Annotated in this window: 21 protein-coding genes and 1 pseudogene; 6 read left to right on the top strand and 16 right to left on the bottom strand. The window is 39.9% G+C overall.

All coding sequences use genetic code 11. From position 1 onward, the window contains the following. Positions 1–11 precede the first annotated feature (11 nt). Positions 12–302, bottom strand: coding sequence for a type II toxin-antitoxin system RelE/ParE family toxin (locus tag C2869_RS16375; protein ID WP_108603969.1), 291 nt, complete (start codon positions 300–302; stop codon positions 12–14). Next, entirely contained in the window at positions 289–546 is a 258-nt protein-coding gene (locus tag C2869_RS16380) for a type II toxin-antitoxin system ParD family antitoxin (protein WP_108603970.1), read from the bottom strand. The genes C2869_RS16375 and C2869_RS16380 overlap by 14 nt, the downstream gene beginning before the upstream one ends. Positions 547–710: 164 nt before the next feature. Here C2869_RS16380 and C2869_RS22880 point away from each other — a divergent pair. Together C2869_RS22880 and C2869_RS16390 are read left to right on the top strand one after the other, a co-directional pair. Beyond that, positions 711–839 (top strand): annotated as a pseudogene (locus C2869_RS22880) (endonuclease III); the annotation flags it as partial. Between the two features lie 98 nt (positions 840–937). Further along, positions 938–1,732 carry a substrate-binding periplasmic protein gene (locus C2869_RS16390; RefSeq protein WP_108603971.1) on the top strand — a complete coding sequence of 265 codons (795 nt, stop codon included), beginning with the start codon at positions 938–940 and terminating at the stop codon, positions 1,730–1,732. 431 nt (positions 1,733–2,163) lie between these two features. Here C2869_RS16390 and C2869_RS16395 read toward each other — a convergent pair whose 3' ends face one another. Next, positions 2,164–3,342, bottom strand: coding sequence for an alpha/beta hydrolase (locus C2869_RS16395; protein ID WP_108603972.1), 1,179 nt, complete (start codon positions 3,340–3,342; stop codon positions 2,164–2,166). Between the two features lie 230 nt (positions 3,343–3,572). Here C2869_RS16395 and gloA point away from each other — a divergent pair, with 230 nt between their 5' ends. After that, complete coding sequence (gene gloA, locus C2869_RS16400; RefSeq protein WP_108605092.1) at positions 3,573–3,959, top strand: lactoylglutathione lyase; 387 nt, start codon at positions 3,573–3,575, stop codon at positions 3,957–3,959. 27 nt (positions 3,960–3,986) lie between these two features. Here gloA and C2869_RS16405 read toward each other — a convergent pair whose 3' ends face one another. The 10 genes from C2869_RS16405 to C2869_RS16450 form a co-directional block, all read right to left on the bottom strand. Continuing rightward, positions 3,987–4,367: a hypothetical protein gene (locus C2869_RS16405; RefSeq protein WP_108603973.1), complete on the bottom strand. Its 381-nt coding sequence runs from the start codon at positions 4,365–4,367 to the stop codon at positions 3,987–3,989. Positions 4,368–4,594: 227 nt separating this feature from the next. Next, positions 4,595–5,152, bottom strand: coding sequence for a hypothetical protein (locus tag C2869_RS16410; protein WP_108603974.1), 558 nt, complete (start codon positions 5,150–5,152; stop codon positions 4,595–4,597). Between the two features lie 540 nt (positions 5,153–5,692). Then, complete coding sequence (locus C2869_RS16415; RefSeq protein WP_108605093.1) at positions 5,693–6,985, bottom strand: tetratricopeptide repeat protein; 1,293 nt, start codon at positions 6,983–6,985, stop codon at positions 5,693–5,695. Positions 6,986–7,079: 94 nt separating this feature from the next. Beyond that, a complete protein-coding gene (locus tag C2869_RS16420) occupies positions 7,080–7,697 on the bottom strand; it encodes an energy transducer TonB (RefSeq protein ID WP_108603975.1) in 618 nt (205 codons plus the stop codon). 4 nt (positions 7,698–7,701) lie between these two features. Then, positions 7,702–8,109 (bottom strand): ExbD/TolR family protein, encoded by a 408-nt coding sequence (locus C2869_RS16425; protein ID WP_108603976.1) that lies wholly within the window; start codon positions 8,107–8,109, stop codon positions 7,702–7,704. Between the two features lie 73 nt (positions 8,110–8,182). Further along, positions 8,183–8,710, bottom strand: a complete 528-nt coding sequence (locus C2869_RS16430) for a MotA/TolQ/ExbB proton channel family protein (protein ID WP_108603977.1) — start codon at positions 8,708–8,710, stop codon at positions 8,183–8,185. A 3-nt stretch (positions 8,711–8,713) separates the two neighbouring features. After that, positions 8,714–10,072, bottom strand: a complete 1,359-nt coding sequence (locus C2869_RS16435; RefSeq protein ID WP_108603978.1) for a MotA/TolQ/ExbB proton channel family protein — start codon at positions 10,070–10,072, stop codon at positions 8,714–8,716. Positions 10,073–10,085: 13 nt separating this feature from the next. Beyond that, entirely contained in the window at positions 10,086–10,847 is a 762-nt protein-coding gene (locus tag C2869_RS16440) for a DUF3450 domain-containing protein (RefSeq protein ID WP_108603979.1), read from the bottom strand. Between the two features lie 245 nt (positions 10,848–11,092). Next, positions 11,093–13,777 carry a TonB-dependent receptor plug domain-containing protein gene (locus C2869_RS16445; protein WP_108603980.1) on the bottom strand — a complete coding sequence of 895 codons (2,685 nt, stop codon included), beginning with the start codon at positions 13,775–13,777 and terminating at the stop codon, positions 11,093–11,095. Between the two features lie 69 nt (positions 13,778–13,846). Next, the gene (locus C2869_RS16450; RefSeq protein ID WP_108603981.1) at positions 13,847–15,562 is read right to left on the bottom strand and encodes a hypothetical protein; all 1,716 of its coding nucleotides are present in this window, start codon (positions 15,560–15,562) and stop codon (positions 13,847–13,849) included. 452 nt (positions 15,563–16,014) lie between these two features. On the opposite strand from C2869_RS16450, the gene C2869_RS16455 reads away from it, so the two are divergent. Continuing rightward, positions 16,015–16,809: an acyl-CoA thioesterase gene (locus C2869_RS16455; RefSeq protein ID WP_108603982.1), complete on the top strand. Its 795-nt coding sequence runs from the start codon at positions 16,015–16,017 to the stop codon at positions 16,807–16,809. Here C2869_RS16455 and C2869_RS16460 read toward each other — a convergent pair. From C2869_RS16460 to C2869_RS16470, 3 genes are all read right to left on the bottom strand, one after another. After that, positions 16,806–17,678: a phospholipase A gene (locus C2869_RS16460; RefSeq protein WP_159084201.1), complete on the bottom strand. Its 873-nt coding sequence runs from the start codon at positions 17,676–17,678 to the stop codon at positions 16,806–16,808. The genes C2869_RS16455 and C2869_RS16460 overlap by 4 nt on opposite strands. Before the next feature lie 366 nt (positions 17,679–18,044). Continuing rightward, positions 18,045–19,730, bottom strand: coding sequence for an AMP-binding protein (locus C2869_RS16465; RefSeq protein WP_108603984.1), 1,686 nt, complete (start codon positions 19,728–19,730; stop codon positions 18,045–18,047). A 231-nt stretch (positions 19,731–19,961) separates the two neighbouring features. Further along, entirely contained in the window at positions 19,962–20,573 is a 612-nt protein-coding gene (locus tag C2869_RS16470) for a DNA-J related domain-containing protein (protein ID WP_108603985.1), read from the bottom strand. 128 nt (positions 20,574–20,701) lie between these two features. Here C2869_RS16470 and C2869_RS16475 point away from each other — a divergent pair, with 128 nt between their 5' ends. Next, positions 20,702–22,096 carry a GH1 family beta-glucosidase gene (locus tag C2869_RS16475; protein ID WP_159084202.1) on the top strand — a complete coding sequence of 465 codons (1,395 nt, stop codon included), beginning with the start codon at positions 20,702–20,704 and terminating at the stop codon, positions 22,094–22,096. A gap of 73 nt (positions 22,097–22,169) precedes the next feature. After that, on the top strand, positions 22,170–23,009 hold the full coding sequence (locus tag C2869_RS16480; protein ID WP_108603987.1) for a CvfB family protein: 840 nt from the start codon (positions 22,170–22,172) through the stop codon (positions 23,007–23,009). Positions 23,010–23,244 lie beyond the last annotated feature (235 nt).

Consider the following 23,244-nt stretch of genomic DNA (forward strand, 5'->3'; position numbering starts at 1 on the left):
TATTCCACAAGTCAATTGAACGAAGTAGTTGGATCTTCTGCTCTCAAAATCCGCATGATGTGAATACTATCATCGCCTATAGTGTAATAAATAGCATGTTTGCCAAATACACTACGTCTGTAACCAGCACAAATATCATCTACTGCCTGATAATGCAGTGGATTAGCAGCAATATTGTGAAATTGATATGCCAAGCCTTCAACATAAGACCTCGCGTTCGATAAACCAAAGTTATCAATACCGTATTCAAATAATTGGTCGAAATCTTTATCTGCTGCTTCGCTTAACCTATATTTCGCCATTAGATTGCTTTCTTTTTATTACATCACTAATGATTTCTGCTGGTGTTCTAGAGCTGAATCCACTTTGTTCAGCCTCGATTAATTTAAGACGTATTGCCTCTACTTCAGCATTCCTTTGTTGCTCTTTCCTAATCAAGTCACGCAGTAGTTCGCTATCACTAGCGTAATTACCAGATGCTAATTGTGCTTGCATCCATTGCTCTTGCTGATCAGTGACAGTAATGCTTTTTTTAACCATCGCCATAATATGCCTCCGAAAAATACATAAAACCCAGATATATTCCTACTTTATACTACCAAATACCTATTTAGTACAGAGATAGCCTTAATTCAGGATTGCATTAAGCCGCAGTTAAAGTTTCAATGTCATTTTATTTTTAACAGATCATCTACTGCGACACTGCCTTTTTCAGCTGGCCGACGATTGCGGTCGATACGCACATTTTCCGCGTCTCTAACCGCACTAAATTTGCTTTGGGTAAAAACGTCGGAGAAAAGCTATTAAGAGTCGCTCCTAATGTATTCCAAACTGCGATTGCTTTTTCCGAATGCCAACGCATACCAGCCTAACTTAATTGACCATTACAAAACTCGGGACTATCTTAATGATATTCGTGTTTTATTTCTAATCATTCATGTGGCGCTTTATTTTACTGTGTTCTTTGTATATTCACGAATCCGTCGCACAAGAAATCTCATTTGACCAACTAAGGTTTGTTACCGTCAACGAACCACCTGCAAACTATCTAGATATAGATGACCAAATCGATGGGTATGTAGTTGAAATTGTGCAACAACTGCGAAGAAGGTTGGAAATTGATACTGAAATAGAACTTCTGCCAGAAGCTAGAGCTTTAAAAACACTGAACACTCTGCCTCACATTGTCATGTTTAGTATTTCCCGCACACCGGAAAGAGAAGATAAATATCATTGGTTATTACACGTAATAAATAAGCGTTGGATTTTTTACTCTAGGTCTGATTCACAGCTAGATATTAGTACCTTTAAGCAAGTTCACAATATTGACTCCATTGGGGTGATTCGTGGCGATATCAGAGAAAAGTGGCTAAAAGACAAAGGAGTTAAGGGGTTAGTTCACATACTAGACTACGAAAATGCCATTAAAATGTTAGTGAAAAGTCGAATTAATTTACTTCTTTTCGAATCATACGGCACTTACTCAACGTTAAATAAACTTGGGTATTCACACAATGAGGTGAAAGTTCAATACGTTGCCAAAGCTTCAGAAGTATATATCGTTATGTCAAAATTCGAAGGTTCTAATTTGTTAGCAGATGAAATTCGAAAACATTTATTATCCATTCATAATTCTAAAAAGCATATTAAACGAAAGAAAAAATGGTTAGATAACTTAAATAAAATTAATAAATCAGGAGCATGGATAAGCGAAGGCATTTTAACGTATTAAACTGTCCAATCATTTTATGACAACTCAATTAAACAGTTTTGTATTTTTTACTTTGTTTCTTTGACAAAGAAGATCGTTGCTTTTTTTAGGATTTCTTTCTCCAATTTACGGTGCTTAACTTTAGCTTTTAGATTATTAAGAGCATCTTGCTCAAGCGTCATTTTGCGTTATAACCAACGCTATACAATGGTTTTCAATTATCGAGCAGCGTAATGTTTATTTAATAGGTTTAAACCGGCAACATGGGCGTGTCGTGTTTCGCTGCGCTCAAGACGACCTACGGATAATTTTTCCAACCTTGTTTATAGTTGTAGCGCCTGCGCGCAGTTCTTTTTCTCCCCTCCTCCACCCCAAGAAAACAAGCCACTTCAAGCCAAAGTGGCTAGGGTTTTTAGTCTATCCGGTTTGAATCATTCCGGTTTAAGTCATTTCTATGGTTTAAACAACCAATTTAATGCAACAGGTAAACGCTGAGCCCAATCGAGTTCGCAGTGCCTACCCTTGGTATCTTTAACCATTTTTAGTTGTGCTGGTGAGTAACCGGCTGTAACAAATGAATCGTACAAGGTGTCTAACAAATCAAACGATCCATATTCGACTTCGCCAACATCAAAATATATTTTATTCTTATCTTTATTGGGCTTAGTTTGTTTGGCGGCACTAATCAAATTACTCTTTGCCGGATCTAGCGAGGTCTGAGCATCAAAGGTTGTGAACGAAAATGAAGGAGAAAACGCAGCGACTTTGCCAAACGTATCGCTATGCTCTATTCCCGCATATAAGGCCATTAAACCGCCTAAAGAACTACCGATAAGCGCAGTATTTTCAGCCTCGGTACGTGTTCTATAATTTTTATCAATGTAAGGCTTAAGTTCTTGTTGAATGAATTGGATGGTTTTATTACCTGTGCCTTGAATACTTTTCCCCATATAGTTCACGCTATCCCAAGGGTTGTATTCTTTCCATCGCTCAGCACCATTGGCGATACCAACCACAATAATATCCAACTTGGTGGCGGTTAGTGTTTCATCCACTTGCCACTCGTAACTATAAGATAACGCTTCCGTAAATAAATTTTGACCATCTAGCATATAAACAACAGGGTAAGCTCGATTAGGCTGATGCAAATAACTGTTAGGTAAGTAAATATAAATATCACCTGAACGCTCAAGGCTTTTCATCGGAAAGTCGTTTAACGTAATGAGTTTACCCACTAGCGTGTCTGGCGCTGTAATAGCTTTATCTTTAGTCCAACCATGAAAATCCAGTGTTAAACTGGAGTCATTTTCGGTATCAGCGAAATAGCCGCAGGTGTATGGCTTTCCATACTCGGTAGCCAAAGGGTTTTGCCAATCACCTTGTTTATACACATTAAATAAAGTGGGCTTTGGACTTTTGGGAATAGAATAGTGATAGGTTTTAGTTGAGTCATTCCACTGCATTTTTGAATTTGGTGTCATTTCCCACTGATTAAAAGAGCCAATTAAATCGACAGAGTAAGATCCAGACGCGCTGCCTGTTGGCTTTAGAATTACGGTCTGCGCTCTTGCATGTAGACTAAGCATAGTTAAAGCAACGAACAGATATGTCACGCGGTAGGTTTTAAGCATTTAATCATTATCCTTAATAAAGTGTATTCGCTTGACAGTATGTCTCTCAAACGGGCTTAAAAGCTTACTAAAGACAAGTCATTAAATCTTTCAACATACGTATGCATGGTGTTAACTAACAAGCCCCACCTCCCGTGAGTTAACCGTACCTTAATCGTGAGCTAGTAACAGGCTTTGAGAAAAAGCTATAATCTCAGCGCCATCACTAAATAACAATAATGGAGACAAACATGCGATTATTACACACCATGATCCGTGTCGGCGATTTACAGCGATCAATTGACTTTTATACGCAAATCTTCGGCATGAAACTATTACGAACCAGTGAAAACCAAGCTTACAAATACACCTTAGCTTTTATCGGCTATGGTGATGAATCTGACAACACTGTTATCGAGTTAACCTATAATTGGGGGGTGACAGAGTATGATTTGGGTAATGCCTTTGGTCACTTTGCCATTGAAGTCGATGACGTTTATCAAGCCTGTGATGAGATCAAGGCGAAAGGTGGAATAATCACACGAGAGGCAGGGCCAGTAAAAGGCGGTACCACTGAAATTGCCTTTGTTAAAGACCCTGACGGTTATGCTATTGAGTTAATTCAAGCAAAAAGCTAACGTTAGAATCGGTTAACAGGTAACAAACTACCAGTTAACCACCCTACCTTTGTCAAACACATGGCCAGATTTAACGGCCGCATGCTGAATGAATATATTCTCTAAACGGATAGCAGTATGTTGACTAATAATTTGCGCAAGATAAATCAACATTTTGCTGATTTCGGTGGTTTGATGAAAGTCTGGAGTCAAAAAGCTAACAATAATGGGATGGCTGTCGTCAGGTTGGTAATGGGCTTTTAACCCAGAATCGGCGTAAGCACCTAATGGTAAATATTGCCAAGTCACACTAACGTGCTCAATTTTTAACTTACTCTTTAACGCAAACGCCTCGCTGATCTTCAAACAGGTATCAGAGATATCCATTTCTTCCGCTATTGGTAAACTTTTAATTTGAATAACAGGCACACCAAACTCCTTCTTGAATCAAGAATAACGATTCGACAATAAAGATAGTCTTCTCACTCAGGTCTTATGGTTCATTGTCTGCGCTTACTCACCCCAATCACATAATAGAGCATATGCTCATGGGGACTCGAAGCTTGACGGCTTTGCCTACATGGATGTAGGTACTTAGGTTTCGTCTGGAACCAGAAACCTGCCCCTAAAACCTGATCGCTTTGACTAGAAATTAACTACAAAGGGTCAAACTGCTGACAATACGAGCTCGATTTAGAACAGACTTCCAGCGCTTGTACGTAATCGAGCCATTTACTGTAAATTGCTGGTATGACACTTTGGTTAAAAATTCGCTCAAAAGCAAATACTGTGTCATTCCCTGTAATTATATGGTGTAACGTATTGATTTGCTGACCATAAGCCATGTGACACTGGGTAAACAGAGTTAATTTATTGTTTGATTTATGAATTATTTGATAATCACTTGTCGCACAGGTGTAATTCAAAAACTGTTTGGTTTTCATTTGATAGTCTGAAAAATTCATATCATGGCGACTCAATACCCGTAACCGAATGGAACCATCTAACGCCTTTTTATTAATCCAACGTTTAGATTGGCGACTAACTTGCCTTTTTTGCGTATCTAAATCCAATATGGGTGAAAAGCCTGATTCTGGAAAATCGACTCGACTAAACAATTGTTCACTTGGTTGAAAAGCGGGTAATGGCTGCTGTGCTGAAAGCGAAAAGTGAATTAGCACAAGGGTCATCAAACAATAACAGCCTAACTTCATATCCTGCCTCTACGGGGTAATTAAGCTAATAAAACAAGCTTACACTATTCTATAGAATTTGGATCGAGTACCTTTTCAATTTAATTTTGATTAGTTGAAACAATGCTAGCTATTTTTGTAGGTTCGACGCTTGCGTCGTATTTAAAGCCTTTGACGAAGCAGCAGCTTCGACCTACAAAAGATTCAACTGATCATTTCTTTATGGAAACACGACTACATTAACTCAAAAGTTTTTGAACGATTGAATTTATAACCGTTGGCTAAATTGTAGGGTTAATTTTACATCGACAAACCTTGTGTTAGCCGAAATAAATTCAGCTCTACAAATTCAGCCCAACTAATTTAGCCCATCAGTGGAACGGGTCTTTAATCTCGCACGCTTTTCTACTTAGATTGCTAATAAAAACAAGCTTTAACGTGTGTGAAGTTAATGTTCAGCTTATTATAAAATGTATCAAAAAAGGCTTCCGAAGAAGCCTTTAAACGAGGTTTTTAGCCCTGTACAGCCTATTGCCAGCTTATCAAAATAAGTGACTAAACTTATTGAGAAAAGCCAGCACGGGCCAACGCCATTTGATTTTCAGACTCGCGACGCACATAACCAACCCATTGCTTGGCCATGCTCTTACTCTCGTTATACTTATTGGCTTGCTCAAACGCGATAAGTGACTCACTATAATTTTTTAAATTAAAGTGTGACATGCCTAAAACCACGTAAGCGATACCTTCTCTTGATAAGCCACCTTTAGCCAAACCTTTTTCAACCGCAGGAATAGCCTCTTTGTAACGTTGTAAGTTCATTAAGGTTTGTGCGAGTTCTACATCCAAATTACCATCATCAGACATGCTAGCGGCTTTTGCTAAAACAGGGATCGCTTTTTTCTCTTCGCGTGCCATCACTAAACTTTGAGCAACAAACTTTAAGTTCTTAGCATTTTCTTCCACTGTGCCTGCTTGCATGGCTTTTTGCAGTAATTCTGCGCCTTTATATGGCACTTCATTAAACACATACAACTGAGCAAGAGTTAATATATCAGAGCGTTTAGTTACAAAACCACGTTGGTAAGCCACTTCCATAATCGCCATTTGTTTAGCTTCTTCTTCAAGCTCACCGTACATATTCGATAGCTGGATCCAATACTCAGGCTTATCAAACAGCTTGACCATTTCAACTAACACTTCAACAACTTTTTCAGGCTGTTTTAATTCAAAGTAAATCGCACGCTGCAATACTAACCAAGACTCTTCAACATTCATACCTTCTGCTTTAAACATAGCGATGGCTTTTTCCAACGGCTTTAATGCGTTTTGGTAGTCTTTCTTTTGATAATACGCTTGCGACAACAATACGTAAGATTTCGCGTTAACCTTATCGCCAGCATTGGCCATCCATTGATTAAGATAATCAATGGCCAAATCATAATCTTCTTCCATCATGGCTAATTGCGCTAGGCTGTACAAGGTACTTAAGCGCAATGAATCAGGGATCGCTTCTTCTGCCACTACATGTTTAAAGTGATCGATAGCTTTTTTGAAATTTTCTTGGTTGTAATAAATAAACGCATAAAAGTTGTTCATCATAGCTATTTCGTAACTATTCATTGATGCTTTTTTGCGACTAACATTATCTAATGCTTCGATAGCTTCAGTAGGCTTACCTTCATCAGCTAACTTTTGTGCTCTAGCCAATTGGCTATATACCTTAGCTCGTAAAGCAGGCACACGTTTAGATTTTTTAGCTTCTTTAACAGCTTCAGCAGCAACTGATTGAGTGAACGATGTATTGACTAACAGAGGCAATACCGCGACAAGGCCTACTAATATCTTACGCATATAGTCATTTCCCAATTTATACATTAATCAAACCCACATTGGTTTGATTGGTTACAAAAAATAATTAGCGGCTTAATTAAAGGCCGCTAATTGTCTATCGAGCCATTTCAAAAGTAATGCGGTTTTGAACACCGGCTACTTCTACAGGCTCACCATTAACCACTCTTGGCTTGTACTTAAATTTAAGGGCTGCATTGATTGCAGCTTGGTTAAATATATTTTGCGGCTCGGCTTCTACAACAAACGGATCGGAAACCGTACCTAGCTTACTCACTGTAAATTCAACAATGACATAACCTTCAATACCACGTTGCTGAGCACGCCTTGGGTAAACCGGCGCAACTTTAACAATAGGTAAATATTCACCATCTCCCGAATCTAATGACAAGCCACCTTCTAAACCAACATCCGCTGCCACATCAGCACTAAAATTAGTCGCGACTGCATCGGCGTTAGGATTAGGTGCTTCCATTTGTGGTTGCTCCATCGGTGGTGGCGGCTCCTGTGGTTTAGGTGGCTTTTTAGGCTTGATTTTTTTCTTTTCAACCTGAGTCTCTTTTTTGACTCGCACAAAATCAAGAACACTGCCCTTAGGCGGCTCACTAAACGCACCTTCACCACTAGCGATTAAAGATTGCATTCCCCAAACAATGACAAATGTCACGCCGGCTGCAAAAGCTATCGCTAATAAATATCTGATTACGCTGTTCATGACGTTATTTATCCGCTGCTATTGATACGTCATATGCGCCTGCTGCACGCGAGGCATCCATCACTTTAACCAAGGTATCAACATTGGCTTTTTTGTCTGCTTGAATAACCACGGAACCTTGTGGGTTTTCCGCTTTTAGGCGCTCAACATTGGCTTGTACTGCACGCACGTCGACACGACGTTTATCAATCCAAACTTCACCTTTGTCATTAATTGCAATCAAAATGTTGGCACGATCTTTTTTAACCGCGGTTGGAGCATCTGGACGGTTGACATCAATACCGGCTTCTTTAACAAATGAAGCAGTAACAATGAAGAAAATAAGCATGATAAAGACAACATCCAACATGGGAGTCATATCAATTGTTGCTTCTTCTTCGTCTTGCATAACGCTGGTTGCTAACTTACGCATTTTATATCTCTCTAAATTGGACTTATTAGCCTTGCTAATAAAATCTAAACTGGCGCGAAACTCGCTCGGCGATTTATCTGTGTACTTCTAAGTGATCTTCAAGCAATTCAACTTGGCGCTTGGCATTTCTTTGCAACCAAGTGAGGGCAAAAATCCCTGACAACGCCCCTACCATACCGGCCATAGTCGGTATAGTGGCTTTAGAAACACCCGAAGCCATAGAACGAGCACTTCCCGAACCCGATATCGCCATCACATCAAACACTTCAATCATGCCGGTCACGGTTCCTAACAATCCCAACAATGGGCATAAAGCAACCAAAGCACCTAAAAACGCAATGTGCTGATTTAACTTGATTGACGCTCGTGAAACTTGTGCTTCACGTATTTGGTGAGCTTCCCATGAAGAATGGTCATCTCGCTTATTCCAGGCCGATACAATTTGTTTTTCAACACGCTTATAACCATTAAAGGCAAAGCCAATCCGCTCTAATATCACAATCCACATAATGAAGATTAGGCCGGCAATCAGGGTTAATACCTGACCGCCTGTTTCCATAAACCCTCGAACTGCTTCGAACATTTCCCAAAAGGCTAGCATTGACTATGCTCCTTTTTCTGAGCGCTCTGCGATAATGCCAGCACTTTGCTCTTGCAAAATGTAGATTAGGTTTTTGCTACGCGTATTAAGTACCGTATAAATCAGTACCGTAGGAATGGCGACAACTAAGCCAAGTACAGTAGTAACAAGCGCTTGCGAAATACCGCCAGCCATCAACTTAGGATCACCAGTACCAAATAACGTAATGGCTTGGAACGTATTGATCATACCGGTCACTGTTCCTAGTAGCCCCATTAACGGTGCAACCACTGAAATAATCTTGATAAAGGTTAAGAAGCGAGACAGCTTAGGCACTTCACGTAAAATCGCTTCACTTAATTTCAACTCTAGCGCTTCTACATCAGCATCAGGGTTGTCGTCTTTCACTTTCATCACACGACCCAATGGGTTGTTGTCTTTAGCAACATCTGATTTAAGCTGGCTATGCATTTTTGCACCGACAACAGCTAGGCCAACAAAGCGAATCAACGCAATTAATAAACCGACTAAACCAACAGCTAGAATGATATAACCAACAGTACCACCCTGCTCAACACGCTCTTTTAAGTCTGGCGCTTGAACCAGAAGACCTAAAATAGAGCCACCTGTTGGGTCTAATGCAAATTGTACTAATTCACCATTACCGGTTTGAATGTTGGCTGCGCCTGCTAAAAAGCGCTCAGAAGGTTGACGCGATAACTCAGCAAGCGTGCCAGTTTCAGTCACATATTCTAAGTACTTACCATCCGCTACTAAGTTAAATGCACCAACACGCACAACTTCTTTTTCAACTTTGTCACCGCTTTGTAAAACAACTGGGGCGTTAAACGTAGCGACTTTACCTGACTCGGTCATTTCACGTTGTAATGCAAACCAAACTTGCTCTATTTCTTCAATTGAAGCTAACTTAGAGCTTTTACCCATTTTTTGAGCTAGCTCGTCCATTACCACATCACGACCTGCATACTGGGCAGAAATTAGTGAAGTAGAGAATTTATTTTTTGCATCGCCAGCCACTTGCTGCAATACACCAAACAACTCTTTTAAAGACCCCATACGCTTATCAAGCGCTTCTTGAAGATCAGCTGTTTTAAACTCGTTTTCTTCAAATTGTGTTTCAAGCTTTTCACTTAACTTAATTTGGTTGTCACGCTCATTACGCGCTTCATTAAGTAAACGAACCTGTTGATCACGTTGCGCTTTAAATTCCGCTTCACGACGCTGGTTTTCTTGAGATTGGAACATTTTACCTTGTTCCAAGGTTTTCAATAATTCGTCTAGGTTAACTGGCTCTGCATTAACTTGTAGAGAAGCTGCAAAAGCACTCGCAATAACTAGAGATTTAGCAATACTTTTTAACATTGAATATTCTCCACTACTTGGCAGAAGCAATTGGTAGGTTAAGTAGATCAGGTGCTAATTGCTTACGCGCAATTCGAATACCTTTAGTAATTTGAATACGGTTTTCAGCAGACAAAGCAACATATTCTTGCTTTTCGTTGTCCCACGTACCGCTGAACTTGCCATCACGTGTTTGATAAATCAGTGATAAACGTCCAACACGTAAAAAGTCGACATCGCGTTCCTGACCTTCAACGTTTAATAAACCGGTATAAGCTTCAATAGTACGGCCGTAATCCACTTCAACTTGATAAGCTTCTAATACACGACGGAACTTTTCAGAACTGCTAACATCCGCTGCAGTCATCATTTTGCGTAAATCAGCAATACGTTTGCTACGCTCTTCTGGTAAAAATGGCACATCCAATTTTACAAACTGCTCTAAACCGTCAATCATGCGCAACATCAGTGGCATAATTTGACGCTCAACTACGCTAACTTGGTCGATAGATGCGTTTAGGTCACGCATTTCTTGTAGTTGATTATCAATCTGTTCCTGAAGCTGACCGTTGTACACCTTAAGGCCATCAATTTCCTTATTGACTGTTTGGAACTGCTGTAAACGACTGACCGTGTCATCACTAATAGAATCGATACGCTGTTGCGACTTTTTAGCCGACTTATTTATTTCACTACTTGCTTTTACGACAGGGTCTAATGTTGAATCTGCATGAACGCCACTGGCCATTAGACAGGCGCTCAAAAGACTTATTTTTAAAGGGTTTGCAAGCTTCATTGCAGCTTCCTCGGTTAAGTAGAATCTTTAATCGAGGCGCAGGATATTGCAGTCTTGTGACCGTTTTATGACACTGAAACAATGTCATTTTTTCTTAATAAAAGTGAAACCTAAATGAAATGTAACATCTAAAATAGACAGTAAAACTCAAATAATCCGTTATAGAACCTAAACTATTTTAGATACAAAAAAGCCCCAGTATTTTGCAACACTGGGGCTTTTGATAAATCTGATGCCTATATCAATTAGAACTCGTATTTAAAGTCGACACCGAAACCAATACCCACTTCTTTACGACGTACAACGACATCTGATTGTGTAACTTCAACATCTGAATCAAGTAAGTTTTTAACTTTTACTTTAACCGTTGTTGAAAAGTCAGGGTAATAACTATAAACCATGTCTAAAGAATGGAATGGTTGTTCAAACGCATCTTCACGGCCACCTACACCCGACGCAAGAATACGCTCACCGAACACGTTATAAACCAACGACGCAGTATGGTTACCATCATCTGAATCATACCCCAATTGCATATTAGCTACGTATTCAGAGTGACCACTCATTTGCTTAGTCGGATTCGTTAAGTTTCCAGCGAATGCAGGGTTAATCGTAACTTCAGATTCACTTAAAGTCACATTACCTGAGAAGAAAGTACCACTAATCAGTCCACTTAAGTCATTTAGCCATTCTACTTCAACGCCGTATACTTGAGCGTCTTCGCCATTGACAAATGTCGCTGAATAATCTTCATCACCAACACGTAAAACCGTTTCAATAGGCGCTTGGATATCTTTATAGAACGCAGCTATAGTGAAATTATCACCATTGTCTGAATAGTTCTCATACCTTAAATCGAAGTTTTTCAAATTACTGCTTTGTAATCCAACACGACCAAAAGTACGAATATCAGTTAACGGGTCATAGTAAGAGACAGGAACAACTTCACGTAAGTCAGGGCGAACAACCGTTTCACCATAACCTAAACGCACTTGATAGTCGTTGCCACCAATGTAAGTAAATGACAATGCTGGATATAGGTCATCACTATTGATGCTACCGTCTTGAATTTTTTGATCTGAATAAAATGTTTCTAAATCATCAGCAGTAAAAATTAAGCTCGACGTACCAATCGAAGTTTGACGGAACTGTTCATAACGTAAACCACCACTAATACGCCATGCTCCTTTATAAAGAACATCAAATGAACCATAACTTGCAACAATTTTTTGTGCCGCAAGATAGTCATCCGCATCAGGAGAGGTCGGTTCGTTAAAGTCGACTAATATCTCATTACCATTTACAAAATCTTCAGTTAAATAACTCGCAACATTTAATACATCGGCTTCGTTAGCGTTTAACTGTAATGGGATATTGGTATCGTTATTAATAACAAAACTTGAAGTCGTATAAATACGACCGCGATCCGTAGCATCCGTACCAGCTTTGAACTCAACTTCAAATTCACCAATATACATTGGGTAAGTTAAGTTGAAACCATATGAGTCAACATTATCCTGCATATCAGTGTAATTAAAGGTCGCACGGTTATCATCACCCGTGATACCGGTATTTTTATACACCCCATCAGTATAATTTTCTTCGAATTCAAATTTTGCATTGGTTGGGATTTCTGTTTCAGCTTTAGAACGCGTGTATTGCCAATCCAAACCTAAGCCATTTAAATCCAAAAACGTATGCTGACCAATTAATTGATTAATTTTTAGCGTTCGTTTTTCGTAGTTAAATTCGTGAATACGGCGCGCTCGATCTTCATTAGCAATAGTAAACACGTTACTACCAGCTGGACTTTGCGCAATAACAACGTCTGTTTCGTCTTCATTATCCGCTAGGTACAAATTAGCCCAAGAGATCTTATGGCTGTCAACTTCATAACCCAAATTCAATACGCCGTTATAGCGCTCAGTTTGAGTTGTTACTGTTGAATCTTTAACTGTATTGAAACAAGAGTTGGTTGCATCTTCCGATGTGCTTAGACTCTCACTACAGTCAGCATCAACATCAGCTGCGATAACACCTGTGCGCTGTTTACTCGCATCCCAGACTCGATCATAAGAAACCGATGCAAGAACACCTATATTACCGCCAAAAAAGTCTTCTTCGAAGCTATTACCAATATGGAATTTACCTTTTAAAGCCGGATCTAACGACTCTTGTTCCATATCATAATTTCTAGGCATTGACGTTAATAGCTCGTTATTCAATGCAATAGCTTGATCTGATTTAGACACGCCGCCTTTAGCTTGTAAATTATTACCTTGGATTAAGCTTCGCAAGCTAAAATCACCTTTGTATTTTACAATAGCTTCAGCTAGTTCTGCTGGAACACCACCTGATGGTCTATCATAGGTGTAACCTTCGTCTGCACTAGAATCAATTGAAGTTCCAATTTCTAATCCAGCAGTAAACTCACTTGGTACTGTTTTAGTTCTGATGTCGATACTACCGCCACCAAAAGCCGCTGGCATACTTGGAGAAAACGCTTTTTGTACTGATAAACTTTCAATAATACTAGAAGGAATAATATCAAGCGGAATAACGTTTCGGGTTAAGTCAGGGCTTGGAATATGCGCACCGTTTAATCGAGCACTAGAATAACGCTCACCTAAACCACGTACATAAATAAACTTCCCGTCAACCAAAGTTAAACCCGTCACACGACGTAATGCAGAAGCCGCGTCGCTATCACCAGTACGAGATAACTGCTCTGCACCTAAAATGTCAGCAACAAATGCTTGGCTTTTACGCTCTTCAATAACGGCAGCAGCCGAACCTTGTAATCGACTGCCTGTTGCAACAACTTCTTCCATCATTGCATCTTCATCTGCAGCCATTACCGCTGGAACACTACCTAACAAACTAAAGCCAACCGCCAACGCGATTTTGTTAAATTTGTGTTGATTTTTCATAATAAAACCTTTCTTCGACAAAAAAATAGGCGCAACAAGGGCGCCTATTCATTCAAATCAAACGGCAAGTTAGTCTTGCTCTGCTGCGTTAACAGCCATTTCAACCCACTTGTACCATTCAGAAGAAGTGTCTTGATCTGAAACCGCACCAATGTATGTAGCAGCTTCGAAGAAAGTATTAATTGTGCTTGGGTCAGTTGCTGTAATAGTAATGTCAGTTGATGCAGTCTTAGTTGCAAATGCGTTTGCCAATACGTCAGCGTTACCGCCTACAGATTCGTTTGAACCACCATTGCTAAACCAATCAGTTTTAGCTTCGCCACCTGGTAATGCATCTGAAGATTTGAATTCATTTACACAAGCCATAACAGAAGTAGTGAAGTTAAGCTTATCAGCTTCTGGCGCACCTAAAGCAGCTGCATCAGCGTCAACATCAGTTGAGTGAGGCTTAGCACCGTCGCCTTTAAATTCGATACAGTCAGTACCATTAGTACCGTCAGCTTTAACCATTAATACATTGTAGTATTGAGAGCGGATGTAATCGTCAAACTTATATGCTTGTGAAGAAGATACGTCACGAACAGATTTACCATCTGTAGTAATAACAGTTACGTTAGCAAACGTTGGGTTAGAACGAGGAGCTTGAGCTGATGTACTACCTTTAATACCGTCAGTTTCAAAACCATTGTTACCCATGAATAAAGGTGTACCTTTGGCTAAAGTCAATGGAACTTTGTCATCTTTATCATCAATTTTGCCGTCACCATTAGTGTCTTCACCTTTGGCACTTTTATCAGCTTCTTGAAGAATTACGGTTTCTTTAACTGTTTTTACAGTACCGTGCTTAACAAAGATGAACTGGCCATTACCTTGCCAACCAGCATCAACATCGATAGCGTCATCTTGCGTGTCAGTTACTGCGATATGTTTAATGTTAGCCGCACCACCGAAGAACTCGATACCATCATCGTAACCTTGGTGAATGTGGATGAAATCAAATAATGAACCTGAACCAACTGCATTCAAAGTTAGTGAGTTCAAATCGTCACCTGCACCGCCAGTTTTAGGGCCTGAACCTGCATACCAGATTTTAGCGTACTTAATGTTACCGCTTGAATCTGTGTTATCTGTACCGCCGTAGTAACTTGTAACAGCTTCTGATTCAGCATTACATGTATGAGGAACGTGGTCACGCTCTTGGTCTGTACATTGGTCTGTCACACCATTACCATTAATGATAATACCACCCCAGTCAGCAAACTGCGGACCATCACCAACTACGTCTAAACGAGGGAAAGCGTTAGCAGAAGTAAAAGTGATTGGCTTATCAAATGTACCAATAGCTTCGATTTTTGCACCACGTGCAATACGAATAATCGCTTCACCACTTTGGAATGCTAATGTAGCACCTGGCTTAACAGTCATTGTTGGACCGTCTGTTGGGATAGTGAAACCTTGAGTTGTGTTACCATCAGCACCAAAAAGTAAAGCACCAGCGAAAGAGTGAACACCACCGCCAGCTAATTCTTCAAATGTTAAGTTTTCTGTAATAGAAATATTCTTACTTGCAAAGCTTGCGTTATATAAACAGTCTAAACCGTCAAAAGTACCTTGTTTAGAACCATATGAAGCACAAGGATTAGTTGTACTATCTTTATCGCCAGTAGCAACATCACCGTTGCCATTGTTATTTACAGTAGGGGTAATATTGATATCACCACCACAACCAACTAGTGTCATTGCTGCAGCAAGTGCAGAAACTTTGAATAAGTTTTTAATTTCCATTGTTGTCTCCCAAGCGGACATAAATAATTATTGATTTTTAGACGGCGCAAAAATTACAGGAGACAGATGACAAATAAGTTACAGTTACGCGTCACAAAGATTACAATTACAACACGACTTTTCCACTTAGTATTGAATTTGTATAGGTAGAACGTCGCCTCCGCGATTTGTTACATAAAAGTAACAGTTTTAAGTTATAGCCAATATCTCACGCTTATTTGTCATAAAACAAAGCGACTAAAATTAACCCTACGTCCCATTTTTATTGACATTCCGTCAAGTAGTACACAATAGACAACAAATACAAACAAGTTATAAACCTAACCGAGCTTAGTAAAATTAAAGTTAAAATAATTACAGTTTGCGGCTTTCTTATCGCCAACTATTTAGATATGTACTTATCTGGTTTGACCAGTTAGACTTTATTTTTAATTTTAAAAAACATTAACGCTATGCACATAGATACGCTATTTGAACAAGTGGTAAATGACCCATCGACCATTATCGTGCCCAATAATTGGACACAAGGCAGAACAGTATTTGGCGGTTTAAGTGCTAGCTTATTATTAAAAGCCATGTTTCAGAAAATTAAAGACGAAACACGACAACTAAGAACAATAAATATTCATTTCACCGCGCCATTACTCGCAGAGCAAAGCTTTAGCATAGTAGACACTCTGCTAGCACAAGGAAAAAATACAACCTCAATGCGTTGTGAAATAATACAAGGTGACAGAGTCTGTGTGTCCTGTATTGCGACGTTTGGCAAAACTAAAGCCTCTAAGCTGACGATGAAATCTGAGTTAGATTTGAAAAAAGCACCGCCAGAAAAAGGCAAGTTTATTCCGCAAATACCCATGGTTACACCAAAGTTTTTGCGCCATGTCGATTTAGCAATAGATGAAGGCGGTTTGCCTTTTTTAGGTGGTAGCCAGAGCCATTACAAAGGGTGGATGCGCTTTAAACAAAAACCTGAACAGATCACAACTTGTCATGTTTTGGCGTTAATTGACGCTTGGCCACCTGCTGTTTTACAAATGTTTAAAGGCCCCATCCCCGCAAGTACCATGACTTGGAATATTGAATTCACTCACAGCGACTTAACTGACTTACCGTTAGATTGGTTAAACTATCAAGTAGAAACCCTGCAAGCGGATGAAGGTTACGCTCACACAGAAGCCAAGATATGTGCGACCAATGGTGAATTAATCGCGCTATCAAGGCAATGTGTAGCTATTTTTGGTTAAAGCCAATCCACAACACTAAAGCCAATGCCGATCTGATTGACCTTAGTAGCATAATCAACCATAGATTCACCATAACCACTTTTATATTCAACATAGAGTGCTATTTGATTGAATAATTTCTGTGAATATTCAATGGTCAGCAATCCTTTATAATCGCCGGTTAATGCATTAGATGCTTGCAGGCCAATGGTTCTATTGGCTGCAAAATGCTTTATACCAAATTCAGCCCGCCCATAGTTATCATCGTAACTAATAGTTTTGTGCTTTTGTGGCTGACTATACCAAGTTTTAAAATTGTATTGCCAGCCAGCACGATGCGAAATTAAATTAACAATAAAACGATTCCAATTGCGTGAATACGGAGGTTGTTCGCCCGTAGACTTATGGTTTAAACCCAGCTCTAAGTGACTAATAGGTATTCCCAACAATGAAAAGTTAGACGGACTAAAACGCCAGATCACTTCGGGTTGATAATGAGTTTCTCGAACAGGCGTTGATGCAGAGTCATTGTAACTTTGCCAAAAATGGGTTTGTGTATAGGCAAAATAAACACGATTATTTTCTGCGTTGCCATTAAATTCAAAAGGATTATCCAACAAGGCTGTTTTAATACTCAACTGGAATTTAGATTCCAATTTTTCGGTATTTTTTTGTTGTTGATCGACATTATATGTTACCGGTAATACAAAACTGCCCTGATGGTGCTGTAAGCTGTATAAATCACTCGCTGATGACGAGTCAATAACAGGGTAATCTCTGTCAGCAATAAAGCTACCTCCAGCATCAGAGTCGATGAACAACTGTGCTGAGATAGGCATTGTGATGACTAGCTGTAACATTAACAGCAAAGTTTGAATTGATTGTTTCACAGTTTGGTTCTCCATAGGTTTAATTTAGCTATGAATACCCTGCTTTATAATTTTTTTTCCTCGCACTTCTAAAACTAGTTCAGTTCAGCAAAAGCGCTAATAAATCTGTTAATTAAAGTTTACCCCTCAAAATAACATAATGAATTTAAATTCAGTTTGCTGCTGTCTCCGCAAGCATAAATACTAATGCCATTAAGTTAACGATTTCTGGTTGGGCTGAAGAATGAAGCCCCACTTACATGGATGTAAGAAATGCTGTGGAGGTCTGGAACAGACCACGGTAAACAAAACCGTGGCTGTTAGTATCAGTTTGCAAGCATAAATGCTCGCCTACAAGGCTTGGGGGGCGAGTGTAGATGAATGGCGCTAAGCAGACGCCAACGCCTTGTTGTTTTCTTCACGAAGTTCACGACGCAGTATTTTACCGACATTGGTTTTAGGCAATTCAGTTCTAAACTCGACCGATTTAGGCACTTTATAAGCCGTTAAGTTTTCTCGGCAGTGGGCGATAACGGCTTCTTTCGTGAGGCTGTTATCTTTTTTAACTATATAAACCTTAACAATTTCACCGCATTTATCGTTAGGTTCACCTATTGCAGCCACTTCGAGCACTTGCTCCATCATAGCGATAACTGACTCAATTTCATTAGGATAAACATTAAAACCAGACACTAGGATCATGTCTTTTTTACGATCAACAATCCTAAAGTAACCCTGCTCGTCTACTGCCGCCATGTCGCCAGTTGCAAACCATTCGCCGTCCATCACTTCTTGGGTGGCTTCAGGGCGATTATAATAACCGGCCATGACTTGCGGGCCGCGAACTTGCAATTCACCCGATTCACCTACCGCAACCTCGCTGCCATCTTCACCGACAATACGACAGTCGGTTGAAGGAATAGGTAAACCTATACTGCCATTGTATTCGCCATCTGCTTGTGCTGGATTAATAGTGACCGCAGGACAACATTCAGTTAAACCATAGGCTTCAAGTAAGGGAGAACCCGTTACCGATTGCCAGCGATCCGCAACCGCTCTTTGCACTGCCATGCCCCCGCCTAACGAAAATTTGAATCGACTAAAGTCCAAATCGGCAAAACCTGGAGTATTAAGTAAACCGTTAAACAAGGTATTCACCCCTGTCATGACAGTGGCTTCATTTTTAGCCAGCTCTTTAACAAAGTTTGGCATATCGCGTGGGTTAGTGATCAATAAGTTAGTGCCGCCGAACTTATAAAATGCCAATGCATTCGCAGTTAAAGCAAATATATGATACAGCGGTAAGGCGGTTACTATGGTTTCCTTGCCGAACTCGATACCCGGCTTAAGCCACGCAGACACTTGTTCTAAATTAGCCACCATATTGCGATGGGTTAACATGGCGCCTTTGGCAACCCCTGTTGTGCCGCCAGTGTATTGTAAAAATGCTAAATCACTACCTTGTACGTTAGGCCGTTGATAATTAAGACTAGAACCGATCGCTAAAGCGCGTTTAAAGGGCTCTGGCCGACTTAGCTTGTATGCTGGCACCATTTTTTTTATGTGCTTAACAACCGCGTTAACTAAAGTTCCTTTTAGTAACCCCAGCATATCGCCCAAACCAGTTAATACGATATTCTTAACCGGCGTTTCTGCAATCACTTTTTCTAGGGTATGGGCAAAGTTTTCAATAATAACAATCGTCGTTGCCCCAGAGTCGTTCATTTGATGTTTTAACTCTCGGGCTGTATACAACGGATTAACATTAACAACGCAACAACCAGCGCGCAAAGTACCAAATAAGGCGATAGGATATTGCAAACAATTAGGCATCATAAGTGCGACTTTATCGCCAACACCTAAACCCAAATGGTTTTGCAGATAACTGGCAAACTGTTTACTTAACTCTTCAATCTCGTTAAAAGAAAGACCTTTACCCATATTGGTAAATGCCAACCTATCTCCGTATTCCTCGCTTGATTGCTCAATAATATCGAGCAAAGAATTGTAATGCTCAGGGTCGATTGTTGCAGGAATACCTTGCGGATAACTATTTAGCCAAGTTTTTTCCACTGTGTTTCTCGCCTATGTTATTTAATGCTTGAAGAGTCCAACAATAATTTTATTTTTGCTTATCAATCATAACTTGTTGGTGTTATTAGAATTTTAGTTCAAAGCGTGTCAGCTTCAACATAAGGAACAACTATTTTGTCGTACCCTTTTAGTTGATTCTCGCATATTTTTTATTTGATCCACAGCAAATTTCAAACAAGTGTTTAAAAATTGTAACAGCTACACAAAACGCTATTTATGTTTGGCCTGCTTAATTAGCCCCCAAGCCCAATTAATTTGCTGAAATTTTTGATTGTCACCGCCTTTATCCGGATGATATTTCAGGGATAAACGTTTGTATTGTTCACGAGCTACAACCACATCACAGCCATTTGAGCAATTCAACGTCTGATAAGCCGCATGTAGTTCAGTTGGTTCGATAAGGTAGGCTGAAAATTTTTGCCAGAATGTCGTTAACATGGCTTCGACATCTTGCCGGTTGGTTTGACAAAAATTTTGCCAATCTAAGTAGTAACTACGCAGTGGGTCTTGCTGCGCCAGCGGCCCAGCATTTTTTTGCTCGTTTGCTACGGGTTGCCTAGCAAAAGGCTGAATATGAATTCGATTAAGTTCAATCAAAAGTTGACAACGTTTATCTGCATACCAAATATCCGCTAAGCGATAAAGTGTGTTGTAAATAGCAAAGTGCACCTGAAATAACTGCAAGCTGTCATTAAACTCCAAATCGGTAAACATAAAATAAGGTGCTTGCTGCAGTTGCTTAATTAGATTTAACTCTTGGTATTCACCATACTGCTGAAACAAAATTGCCGTCAATGCCGCGTCAAGCTTTTTAGAATGCATTCACTCCCCTTTTTTTAAATTTATAAGACGTCACTAAACTGCAATCAAAGATTCATACAAACTTTACCGCAACTAGATATAAATCATAGTCTTAACAGAAAAAGTAGCAAAAAAGGTGAATACCTACCGTGCATACTGGCAAACTCTATTCCCAATCAAAAGCTAAATTTCCACATTTACCTAATGACTTTATTGTTGGCACTGCAACCTCAGCCTACCAAATAGAAGGCGCTTGGCAAGATGAAGGCAAAGGCGAATCCATTTGGGATAGATTTGTTCATACGGCGGGTAAAATAAAAAGTGCTGAAACGGCAGATATCGCCTGCAACCATTACCACTTAGTCGATGACGACGTTGCCTTGCTAAAATACCTTGGTTTTGATGCTTATCGATTTAGTATAAGTTGGCCTAGAATATTACCTAATGGCACAGGCCAGATTAACCAGCGCGGGTTAGACTTTTATAAGCGCTTACTTGAGCAACTGCACCAACACAACATCACGCCATTTGTTACCTTATACCATTGGGATTTACCTCAAGCATTACAAGAGCAAACTGGCTGGGCTAATCCTGAATGCGTAAATTGGTTTTTAGAATACGTTGAGGTCGTACAACGCGAACTGGGCGAGCTTATCCCTAATTGGATCACATTTAACGAAATTTTTGTCAATTGTGTAGCGGGGCAATTTCTTGGCATTCATGCCCCAGGCCGCTATAACATTTGGGCGCATTATCAAGCTATGCATAACCAAATGCGCTCGCATGGCTTATCTGCCCGCTTATTAAAAGCCGCGCATCCCACATCTCAAGTCGGGGTTACCTTAGATTTACGCCCAATCTATCCCTTATCGTCAGCGCAAACCGATAAAGATGCCGTTCACTTTGCCGATTTAACCATGCGGCGTATGCTGCTTGATCCCATTCTTAAAGGGTATTACCCACAAGAACATTTAGACCGTGCTTGGATGTTTATGCCTAACTATAGCCCACAAGAGTTAGCCGATATTCATGCCCCTATCGACTTTATTGGCGTAAATAACTATTCACGCGATATTGTCTCTTACTCACCTTGGTTTTTAGGCCACAATTTCATGCCGAGTTATACCGTACATGCCCCCGAACAAGAATATGAAGAAAACGGCAAGCAATACACCGCCATGGGCTGGGAGATATACCCAGATTCATTATATGAAATTTTGATGTTACTAAAGGACGAGTACAACAACCCCAAAGTATATATTACTGAGAATGGCGCGGCATTTAATGACGTGCTCAGTCGTGGTCGAGTTCACGACACCAAACGAGTGGATTTTTATCAAAGATATATGCAATCACTCTCTAAAGCGATTGATCAAGGAAGCAACTGTGCGGGTTATTTTGCTTGGTCATTTTTAGATAACTTTGAATGGCACGAGGGCTATAAAAAACGTTTTGGTATTGTTCATGTCGATTACGCTAACCAAAAACGTACAATAAAAGACAGTGGGTATTGGTTTAGGGATCTACAAGCGAGTCGACGCTAGCGGTTAATTTAAACAAGCCTTTTTTTGCCAATTAGGTACAATAGCGCCTCTTAACAAACTAGGTAGGTTTTTCATGGCAAAGATAGGTGTTTTTAATACGCTAAAAGCAATTCGCCAAGTCGAATTTGGATTCTTTTTGGATGGTGGAGATGAAGGCGACATATTGCTTCCCAATCGCTATGTACCGAAAGATCTGCAAATTGACGATGAAATTGAAGTTTTTCTTTACCTAGATTCAGAAGACCGTGTAGTGGCGACAACACAAAAGCCTCTCGCTAAGCTCAAAGAGTGTGCCTATTTAGAGTGTGTTGATGTAAACAAAATAGGCGCCTTTTTGAATTGGGGTTTAGCCAAAGACTTAATGGTGCCTTATAGCGAGCAAAAAAAACGCATGGAGCCAGGCCAACGCTATCTTGTGTACTTGTACCTAGACAAGGTTGACCAACGCATTACCGCCACCGCCAAAGTCAATAAATACCTGACAGACTCTGGTGCAAGTTTAAAAGCCAACCAAGAAGTTGATTTATTGGTCGGTGAAAAAACGGATTTAGGTTACAAATGTGTCGTGAATAACTTCTGCTGGGGTATGATCTTTTACTCTGATGCAAAAGACAAAAATCTACGTCTTGGCCAAAAACTAAAGGCCTATGTTAAACGCGTTCGTGAAGATGGCCGAGTTGACTTAAGCTTTAATAAACACGGCTTTGAGTCATTAGGTCCACTAGCTGAAAAGATTTTAGCCATTCTCAAGGATAACAAGGGCTATATGGCTATTTCAGATAAGAGTTCGCCAGAGTTGATTAAAAAAGTATTTGGTTGCAGCAAACGTGAATTTAAAATGGCGATCGGCAGTTTATACAAAAACCGCCAGATCTTGTTAGATAAGCAATCTATCCGTTTAGCTGATAAGTAACCTACACCGCCCCCGCTCGCTCAGATTTTGCACTTCAATGTCTGAGCGGGAAGACTAGATCAAGTTAAAAGGAACTATTCAGTGTCTGAAACCGCGAGCAACTAGCCATCTATCAGTGACAACATATAAAAGTTGTTGCAAGACGAGATTTGGCTTCCAAGCCCCTACTTTTGGTAGTCTTGCTTTGGGTGTTTTGCTAGCATACTCACTAGCATAAATGCTCATCTACAGGGTT

Source organism: Saccharobesus litoralis, assembly GCF_003063625.1.
Classification (GTDB): Bacteria; Pseudomonadota; Gammaproteobacteria; order Enterobacterales; family Alteromonadaceae; genus Saccharobesus; species Saccharobesus litoralis.

Bases quoted from the DNA above. Each gene is read 5' to 3' on its own strand.
- C2869_RS16445 (WP_108603980.1), bottom strand. From the start codon at position 13,777: ATGAAAAATCAACACAAATTTAACAAAATCGCGTTGGCGGTTGGCTTT.
- C2869_RS16395 (WP_108603972.1), bottom strand. From the start codon at position 3,342: ATGCTTAAAACCTACCGCGTGACATATCTGTTCGTTGCTTTAACTATG.
- C2869_RS16425 (WP_108603976.1), bottom strand. From the start codon at position 8,109: ATGCGTAAGTTAGCAACCAGCGTTATGCAAGACGAAGAAGAAGCAACA.
- C2869_RS16430 (WP_108603977.1), bottom strand. From the start codon at position 8,710: ATGCTAGCCTTTTGGGAAATGTTCGAAGCAGTTCGAGGGTTTATGGAA.
- C2869_RS16435 (WP_108603978.1), bottom strand. From the start codon at position 10,072: ATGTTAAAAAGTATTGCTAAATCTCTAGTTATTGCGAGTGCTTTTGCA.
- C2869_RS16480 (WP_108603987.1), top strand. From the start codon at position 22,170: ATGGCAAAGATAGGTGTTTTTAATACGCTAAAAGCAATTCGCCAAGTC.
- C2869_RS16440 (WP_108603979.1), bottom strand. From the start codon at position 10,847: ATGAAGCTTGCAAACCCTTTAAAAATAAGTCTTTTGAGCGCCTGTCTA.
- C2869_RS16410 (WP_108603974.1), bottom strand. From the start codon at position 5,152: ATGAAGTTAGGCTGTTATTGTTTGATGACCCTTGTGCTAATTCACTTT.
- C2869_RS16415 (WP_108605093.1), bottom strand. From the start codon at position 6,985: ATGCGTAAGATATTAGTAGGCCTTGTCGCGGTATTGCCTCTGTTAGTC.
- gloA (WP_108605092.1), top strand. From the start codon at position 3,573: ATGCGATTATTACACACCATGATCCGTGTCGGCGATTTACAGCGATCA.
- C2869_RS16390 (WP_108603971.1), top strand. From the start codon at position 938: ATGTGGCGCTTTATTTTACTGTGTTCTTTGTATATTCACGAATCCGTC.
- C2869_RS16455 (WP_108603982.1), top strand. From the start codon at position 16,015: ATGCACATAGATACGCTATTTGAACAAGTGGTAAATGACCCATCGACC.
- C2869_RS16380 (WP_108603970.1), bottom strand. From the start codon at position 546: ATGGCGATGGTTAAAAAAAGCATTACTGTCACTGATCAGCAAGAGCAA.
- C2869_RS16375 (WP_108603969.1), bottom strand. From the start codon at position 302: ATGGCGAAATATAGGTTAAGCGAAGCAGCAGATAAAGATTTCGACCAA.
- C2869_RS16420 (WP_108603975.1), bottom strand. From the start codon at position 7,697: ATGAACAGCGTAATCAGATATTTATTAGCGATAGCTTTTGCAGCCGGC.
- C2869_RS16470 (WP_108603985.1), bottom strand. From the start codon at position 20,573: ATGCATTCTAAAAAGCTTGACGCGGCATTGACGGCAATTTTGTTTCAG.
- C2869_RS16450 (WP_108603981.1), bottom strand. From the start codon at position 15,562: ATGGAAATTAAAAACTTATTCAAAGTTTCTGCACTTGCTGCAGCAATG.